The organism is Actinomycetota bacterium, assembly GCA_012837825.1.
Classification (GTDB): domain Bacteria; phylum Actinomycetota; class Humimicrobiia; order Humimicrobiales; family Humimicrobiaceae; genus Humimicrobium.
Window position 1 is genome coordinate 1 of record DUQM01000041.1, and the last position, 7,171, is coordinate 7,171.

Sequence of the window (7,171 nt, forward strand, 5' to 3'; positions counted from 1 at the left end):
TTCCTTGTAGTTTAATAAATTTTTAGCATTAAAATTATTTTTTTTAACCATATGTTTCCTCGCTTAGTCTTTTTCTGAATATTGCTTCTGTTATCAATGAGCCGATAAAAACTACCCCGACTATTATGTATTGATATTCGAGAGCCAATCCCAATATAGTTATTCCGTTTCTTACAATAGAAATTAGTAATACTCCGAAAAAAGTACCAAGAATATGGGGTTGCCCATCTTTTATAATTGTTTTCCCTATCAATACAGCTGCAATGCTATCCATTAAATAAACTCCGGCTGCTGCTGATGGAAAATAAACTCCTGTCATCATACTGGTAAAAATCCCGCCCATAACTGCAAGGACTCCTGCAAACATAAAAGCATTCAATTTAAGAAGATTCGGATTTAGACCTAATGTACGGGTTATCATATCATTTGTTCCTGCAACATATAGATGATATGATGATTTTGTTCTGGTCATTAATAAATGAAGAATCAGAAAAATTGCAAGGCTTAATATTATTAGGGTAGATATCCCAAAAACAGAACTTTTTCCAAATTTCACAAAACTAAGAGGTATATTGTTGGTAATATTCATTCCTTTTGTATAGGTAACTACTATACCGGTAAAAAGAAGCTTTGTGCCCAGAGTAGTTATTGTAGAAGGAAAATGAAGATATCCTACAAAAAATCCATTCAGACCCCCAAGCAAAACTCCCATTAAAAGCGTTAATATTATCGCAACAAAAATCGGCAGCCCCTTGCTCATGAATCCGAGACAAAAAGCTGAGCCTATTGTTGCAATAACACCTATCGATAAATCTATTTCACCGATGACAAATACAAGAGTAAGTCCCAAAGCCTGTATTAATAAGGGTGACATATTTTTTAAAATCAATAATAAATTGGCAGGCTGAATAAAACGTGGGGTTATAACAGTAAAAATAATAAAAATAAGCAATATTGCAATCAAGGTTATATAATGTTGCAATCTCCATAAAATATTCTTTTTTAGATCAAGAGATTCCACCTAAATTTCTCCTTATAGAAATAATAATATATACTACTTGTATTTATGCAAAAATAATTTATAGAATTAATATTCATTTTTAAAACTTGCACTTTTTTTCTTATTTACTTAATTTTATATTTTATAATTATTTTCATTTTCATCATTACCCATAACCAGGATATGATGCAATAAAATATCCTCTGTAAGATCGGATGTGAGAAATTGTTTAGTAATTATTCCATCCTGCATTACAAAAACTCTGTCAGATATGAGCAATGCTTCTGATATATCACTCGTAATATATAGTGAAGGTATATTATCTCTGATAGCGAATTCTCTGATAATTTTGTAAAAATATTCTTTTGTACCGATATCTATACCAGCTGATATATCATCAAAAATAAATAATTTTGGAAGATCTTGTACTTTCCCTCCGACTACTACTTTTTGCTGATTTCCTCCACTGAGGAAATTGATTTTTTGTTCCTGGGAAACATACTTTACGGAAAAATCCTTTAAAATTGTTTCAGTAAGTTTGTTTTCTTTCTTACGGCTCAAGATATTACTTCTGCTGATCTTTTTTAAATTAGGTATCATTAAGTTCTCCCTGATTGAGCATTCAAGCATAAGACTTTTATTAGTTCTGTCTTCAGGTATGAGACTGACACCCTGCCTGAGTGCTGATGCTGTTGAATTTATTTTTATTTTCTGACCATCGATAAAAATTTCACCTGAATCTAATTTCCTGTAGCCAAATATTGCTTCTGCCAACTCAGTTTTACCGGATCCAACCAGCCCTACTAAAGCAACAACTTCTCCCTTGTATATTTTAAAAGTTGCACTCTTAACCTTATTTCCAACCTTTAAATCTCTGGCTTCCATCAATGGTCTGAGACTTTCACGATTTTTTTCAAGAACCCTGCTTTTTCCATTTGAATCAATCATTTCTGCAGCAGTTCCGGTTATCTTTTCTGCCAATTGTTTTTCATTAAGTTCGCTTACCTTATAAGTCCCTATGTTTTTGCCATCTCTTAAAACAGTTACGGAATCTGCTAGTTTAAATATTTCTCCAAGCCTGTGTGAAACATAAATAATAGAAACACCTGTCTTTCTCAGGTTATTTATAAATGCAAATAAATTATTTACTTCGTTATAAGATAATGAAGCAGTAGGCTCGTCAAACACCATTATTTTTGAATTTTTAGAAATCAATACTCTCGCAATTGTAACCATTGTCCTTTGTGCAGAAGTTAAAAGCATTACTGGTTTATGGATATCTATTGAGAATTCCTTTAATTGTTCAAAAATTACTTTTGCCTTCCTCTCCATTTGTCTTTTACTGGTAAAGCCTGGTAAAACAGATTTCGGTTCATTGCCAAGAAATATATTTTCTGCAGCATTCAAAAAAGGAACAAGATTTTCCTCCTGATAAACAAAATGTATACCGAGTAAACCCATTTCGCATGAAGAGGAAATATTTGTCCGTTTTCCATCAATAATTATTTCCCCTTCATCCTTTTGGTAAATACCACTCAATATTTTTATTAATGTAGATTTTCCAGCACCATTTTTGCCAACCAGAGCATGAATTTCTCCTTTTTTAACGTGCAGGGTTACATTATCTAAAGCCTGAACACCTGTAAAAGATTTATAAATGTTATTAAGCTCAATTATATTTTCCATTTTCATGACACTTGTAATTATATTATTTTTTTCTAGCTACTGGTAAATAATCAGTAGCTAGAAAAACAGAAAAAATGAATATTAAAAAAAACAAATATTTTAATAATCCCAACCTAGGCCTGCATCTTTAAATTCCTGAGTACAGGAAATAGTAACACCACCAGTTTCAGGGAAATTATCTGCCTTTCCAGGGAAGTTGTTGTAAATATCAACCAAAGGCATTACATGCTGGTATGCAAGTTCTTCGCCTGCAAAATATTTAATCGCACACTTAGCTGCAACAACCCCGATTGCATAACCATCCTGCTGAACAGCAGACAGAACAGGTAGACCTTGCCTCATCAAATTTAGAACTGGCTCAAACGCATCAATACCTATAATAGCTACTTTATCATTAAGTCCAAGAGCATCTACTGCAAGAGCTGGACCTACAACTGGTTCACCATAATATCCGGTGAGCACATCTACATCCGGATTACTCTGAAGATAAGCTTCAGTTTTTATTCTTGAATCCTCAGCGCCATTTGTCTGATCATAAGGAACAGATGCCAGCTTAATTCCAGGATAAAGATCCAGTTTCATTTTTCCTGCATCTCTTCTTATATCAATACTTGATACACCCGGAGTATATAATTCAACAACATTACCTTTTACTTCTCCGTCATATTTGGCAGCAAGATAAGAAATAATATTATTGGCATTTTTAATTCCATTTACCAACTGGTCAGCCCATAAGTGTGTCAGGACATTAGTTCCGGTTATGTTTGCTTCCACATCTATCATAGGTATTCCCGCATCCGCTGCTGCATCAATAGCTTTTCTGAAAACCTGGTTATCTCCAAGTGTCAAGATAATAAGATCAGGTTTCGCAGCAACAAGACTTAGGAGATCTTCAGACTGTTTCTGCTGATCACCACCAGCATCTGTTACAGTTACTTCAGCTCCTGCAGCTTCAAGTGTTTCTTTTGCGCCTTTTGCTGATAAAACATTCCATTCATTAGCTTGCCACAGAGTACAAATAGCTATTTTCTTTCCTGCAAGCTCACTGCCTGTTAGCTGTCCGCTTCCCCCGGCAGATGACTTTGCTTCCTGAGCTGCTTCTGTTCCTTCAGTTTCTTCTACATCTTCCTTTACAGCTACTGTTGCTTCTGCTGATGATGAAGAACTGGTACAACCAAATAATACTATACTGCCTATAACAGCAATAACAAGTATAGCTGTTACCATTAACTTAATCTTCATTTTTTCCTTCCTTAATCATTTGCTTTGTTTATAAACTACAGGATTTTTTCTCCTGCTTTAAAAATAGTGTATGTTATTATTCCCCCCTTCTTATAATTTCAATATCTGGTAAATCATTTATCAATTGTCATTTATTTCTTTAGTCGCAATTAAATCTATTCCTTTTTCAATAAAATCTTTTTTTAAAATCTGGTGGAATTGCACAGGCAATTTTATGATTAATTGTTCTATTATTTTTTTCCCTTTTGCCCAATCGTCTTTTTTAATCGGTTTAGAGCTTCTTACTGGCACAACTTTATAATCTCCGCTCACAATTTTTACTGTGCTGGTAAAAATTCTTCTGGGTTCAAATGCTTCAAATTTTGCGTATTCCCTTCCCTTCAAACATTTTGCACCGTCTATTTCTATTTCGGATTCATTTCCGATGACAGAAATATGACAAGATTTCGGACAGATTATACATGTTATTTCTTTTTTCATTTCAGGAAACGACCTCTATTTCTATTATCTCATCGCTGTTTTGTTTAAAAATATTTTTATTTAAACTTAAAACAACCATTTCAGATGGTATTGCATATGGCAGTTTTTTTTCAAAAACGATATCCTTGCTGTTTTTAAAAATAAATCTTGGATTATCTAAATATTCGGTAACCCTGATATATATATTACTATCAACAGCTTCAATGCTTGTATCAGCAGTCTGGGGAACAATGCTTTTAATTCCTTTTCCAGGACTTAAAATTACTTTTTTCCTACCTTTCGCAATTTTCCCTTGTGAGAATAAAGCAGCATTTTTGCCTGCCTGATAACCATCAATAGAAGCATAATCAGCCAAATCATAAACCTGGACTAGATTTCCACAAGCAAAAAATCCTTCCAGGGAAACCTGCATTAAATTATCTACAAAAGGACCGCCAGTCCTAGGATCTATTTTTATTCCCGCAGGATTTAATAATTCTATTTCCGGAATCAGCCCTACTGATAAAAGCAAAGTATCGCATTCTATGAATCTCTCACTTTTTGAAATACATTGAAAAGATTTATTTATACGTGTAAATTTTATACCCTCTATTCTTTCTTTTCCTTTAATAAAGGTTATCGTATGGTTTAAAAATAAAGGTATATTAAAATCTTCAAGACACTGGACAACATTTCTTCGCAATCCACTTGGTCTGTCCAGAATTTCTATCACTGCTTCCACTTTTGCACCTTCGATTGTACACCTTCTTGCCATAATAAGACCGATATCTCCTGAGCCAAGGATGACAATTTTATTGCCGACCTTTAAACCATCTATATTCATTAGTCTCTGAGCTGTTCCTGCAGTAAATACTCCTGCCGGCCTAAATCCGGGAATATTAATATTGCCTCTTGTTCTTTCCCGACAACCCATTGCAAAAATAACTGATTTTGATTCAACTTCTTCTATTCCCAATTCAGTATTTATCAAAGTAATTCTCTTATCTCTAGTTATATCCAGAACAGTTGTATCCAGTAAAAAATTTATGTCATAATCCTTTATTTCAGAAAGATTCCTATGTGCATATTCAGGACCTGTCAGTTCAAGCTTATATCTTTTTAAACCAAATCCAGGATGTATACATTGCTGTAGGAGTCCTCCGAGCCATTTATGACGATCAATCAACAATATTTTTTCAGCCCCATTATCTTTTGCTCCAAGAACTGCAGCCAGGCCGGCGGGGCCGGCACCTATTATTACCACTTCATATTTTTTAAGTATTTTTTTATTGTTTCTTTTAGTCATTATTAGGAATCTATTATCACATTGGAATTTTTATTATTTTTTAAAATCTGGCTTACAGGGATACCTGTCTCTCTTGATATGATTTTTAATGTTCTGCTAAGATCAAAAGAACCTTGGCATCTTCCAAAACCGACTCTTGTTTTAAATTTTAAAGCATCAAGAGTAATTGCTGGAATCGGAGAATGAATTGCTGAAACTATATCGCCTTCCGTGATGTTTTCACACCTGCATATTATTCTCCCAAAAAGTTTGTTTTCATTGATTAACTTTTTCTGTTCGTCAGTATCAAGATTTTTAAATAATTCGCTTATTTTATAATTTATTATTGAACCAGGATCCTTTTTCTGCATATTCAGTTTTTCATTTATAGTATTCAAAACATATTTTGCTATCGCCGGCGCTGAGGCAACACCTGGGGATTCAATTCCTGCAACATTTATTAAGCCTTTTACATTATCACTTTCCTTTATAAAAAAGTCTCCAGTAATTCCCGAAGCTCTTATTCCTGAAAATCCGGTTATGATTTTCTTTAAATCAATATTGTTGTTTAAAATTTCTTCTGCTTTACTGAGTACCTCTTTAAACCCTTCTTTTGTAGTGGATATATCAAATTTGTCTTTAGATATTTCAGAATTACCTCCAAAAATCACACTCCCGTTAATGGTCGGAAAAACAACTACACCTTTACCCTCTTTTGTTGGAACCTTGAAACATGGTCTTGTAACAAGGTTGTTGCAACTTTTATCCATTATATAATATTCACCTTTACGAGGAGTTATTCTAAAACTATCATCTCCAGCCATTCTCATGATATATTCGGCATCTATTCCTGCACAATTAATAACTATGCTACAATTAAGTTTATTTTTATCTGTAACAACGCCTGTCACCTTTTTTTTGTCTATCAAAAGGTTTGATACGTTATTATTAAAAAAGAATTTAACATTATTAACTGATGAATACTCTGCTAGTGCTATAACTAATCTGTGTATATCAACAATTCCACAGCTTGGGACTGAGAGGGCTGCAAGTGCTTTTTTATTTATATTCGGTTCTTTTTCCAATATCTGTTCTCTTCGTATTATTTCAGTATTTTGTACACCGTTTTTAATTGCGCGTTCACGAAGTTTTTTTAAGTTATCTATTTCATTTTCATTAAATCCAATAATAAAAGCTCCAGTAGTTCTATATTGCACACCTAGCTCACTGCAATATTGAGGATACATTTCATTTCCTTCAACATTAAATATGGCCTTAAGTGAGCCAGGATTTGGATCATGTCCTCCATGGACTATCCCCCCATTTGCCTTGCTCTGACCACCAAAGCAAACATAGGAATCTTTATCTACCACAGCTGTTTTAAGTTTGTAATTGCTTAATTCCCTGGCTATGGAACATCCTATTACTCCTGCACCGATAATGATTACATCAAAATTTTTACAATTATCCATCTTTTATTGAAAATAGGTTAGAATAAA

The 7,171-nt window shown here is 33.5% G+C and carries 6 protein-coding genes; all 6 read right to left on the bottom strand.

Annotation, left to right across the window (positions count from 1 at the left end):
• Nucleotides 1-43: 43 nt before the first annotated feature.
• The gene (locus GXZ93_03150) at nucleotides 44-874 is read right to left on the bottom strand and encodes an ABC transporter permease (protein ID HHT78780.1); all 831 of its coding nucleotides are present in this window, start codon (nucleotides 872-874) and stop codon (nucleotides 44-46) included.
• Nucleotides 875-1,135: 261 nt separating this feature from the next.
• On the bottom strand, nucleotides 1,136-2,692 hold the full coding sequence (locus GXZ93_03155; GenBank protein ID HHT78781.1) for a sugar ABC transporter ATP-binding protein: 1,557 nt from the start codon (nucleotides 2,690-2,692) through the stop codon (nucleotides 1,136-1,138).
• Between the two features lie 93 nt (nucleotides 2,693-2,785).
• Nucleotides 2,786-3,928, bottom strand: a complete 1,143-nt coding sequence (locus GXZ93_03160; GenBank protein ID HHT78782.1) for a sugar ABC transporter substrate-binding protein — start codon at nucleotides 3,926-3,928, stop codon at nucleotides 2,786-2,788.
• Between the two features lie 120 nt (nucleotides 3,929-4,048).
• Nucleotides 4,049-4,408, bottom strand: a complete 360-nt coding sequence (locus GXZ93_03165) for a DUF1667 domain-containing protein (GenBank protein ID HHT78783.1) — start codon at nucleotides 4,406-4,408, stop codon at nucleotides 4,049-4,051.
• A gap of 1 nt (nucleotide 4,409) precedes the next feature.
• Entirely contained in the window at nucleotides 4,410-5,693 is a 1,284-nt protein-coding gene (locus GXZ93_03170) for an FAD-dependent oxidoreductase (GenBank protein ID HHT78784.1), read from the bottom strand.
• Between the two features lie 2 nt (nucleotides 5,694-5,695).
• Complete coding sequence (locus GXZ93_03175) at nucleotides 5,696-7,144, bottom strand: NAD(P)/FAD-dependent oxidoreductase (protein HHT78785.1); 1,449 nt, start codon at nucleotides 7,142-7,144, stop codon at nucleotides 5,696-5,698.
• Between the last annotated feature and the right edge of the window lie 27 nt (nucleotides 7,145-7,171).

What these genes read in the sequence shown, in the direction of transcription:
- GXZ93_03150 (HHT78780.1), bottom strand. Translation starts at nt 874, where the DNA reads ATGTCACCCTTATTAATACAGGCTTTGGGACTTACTCTTGTATTTGTC.
- GXZ93_03155 (HHT78781.1), bottom strand. Translation starts at nt 2,692, where the DNA reads ATGAAAATGGAAAATATAATTGAGCTTAATAACATTTATAAATCTTTT.
- GXZ93_03175 (HHT78785.1), bottom strand. Translation starts at nt 7,144, where the DNA reads ATGGATAATTGTAAAAATTTTGATGTAATCATTATCGGTGCAGGAGTA.
- GXZ93_03160 (HHT78782.1), bottom strand. Translation starts at nt 3,928, where the DNA reads ATGAAGATTAAGTTAATGGTAACAGCTATACTTGTTATTGCTGTTATA.
- GXZ93_03170 (HHT78784.1), bottom strand. Translation starts at nt 5,693, where the DNA reads ATGACTAAAAGAAACAATAAAAAAATACTTAAAAAATATGAAGTGGTA.
- GXZ93_03165 (HHT78783.1), bottom strand. Translation starts at nt 4,408, where the DNA reads ATGAAAAAAGAAATAACATGTATAATCTGTCCGAAATCTTGTCATATT.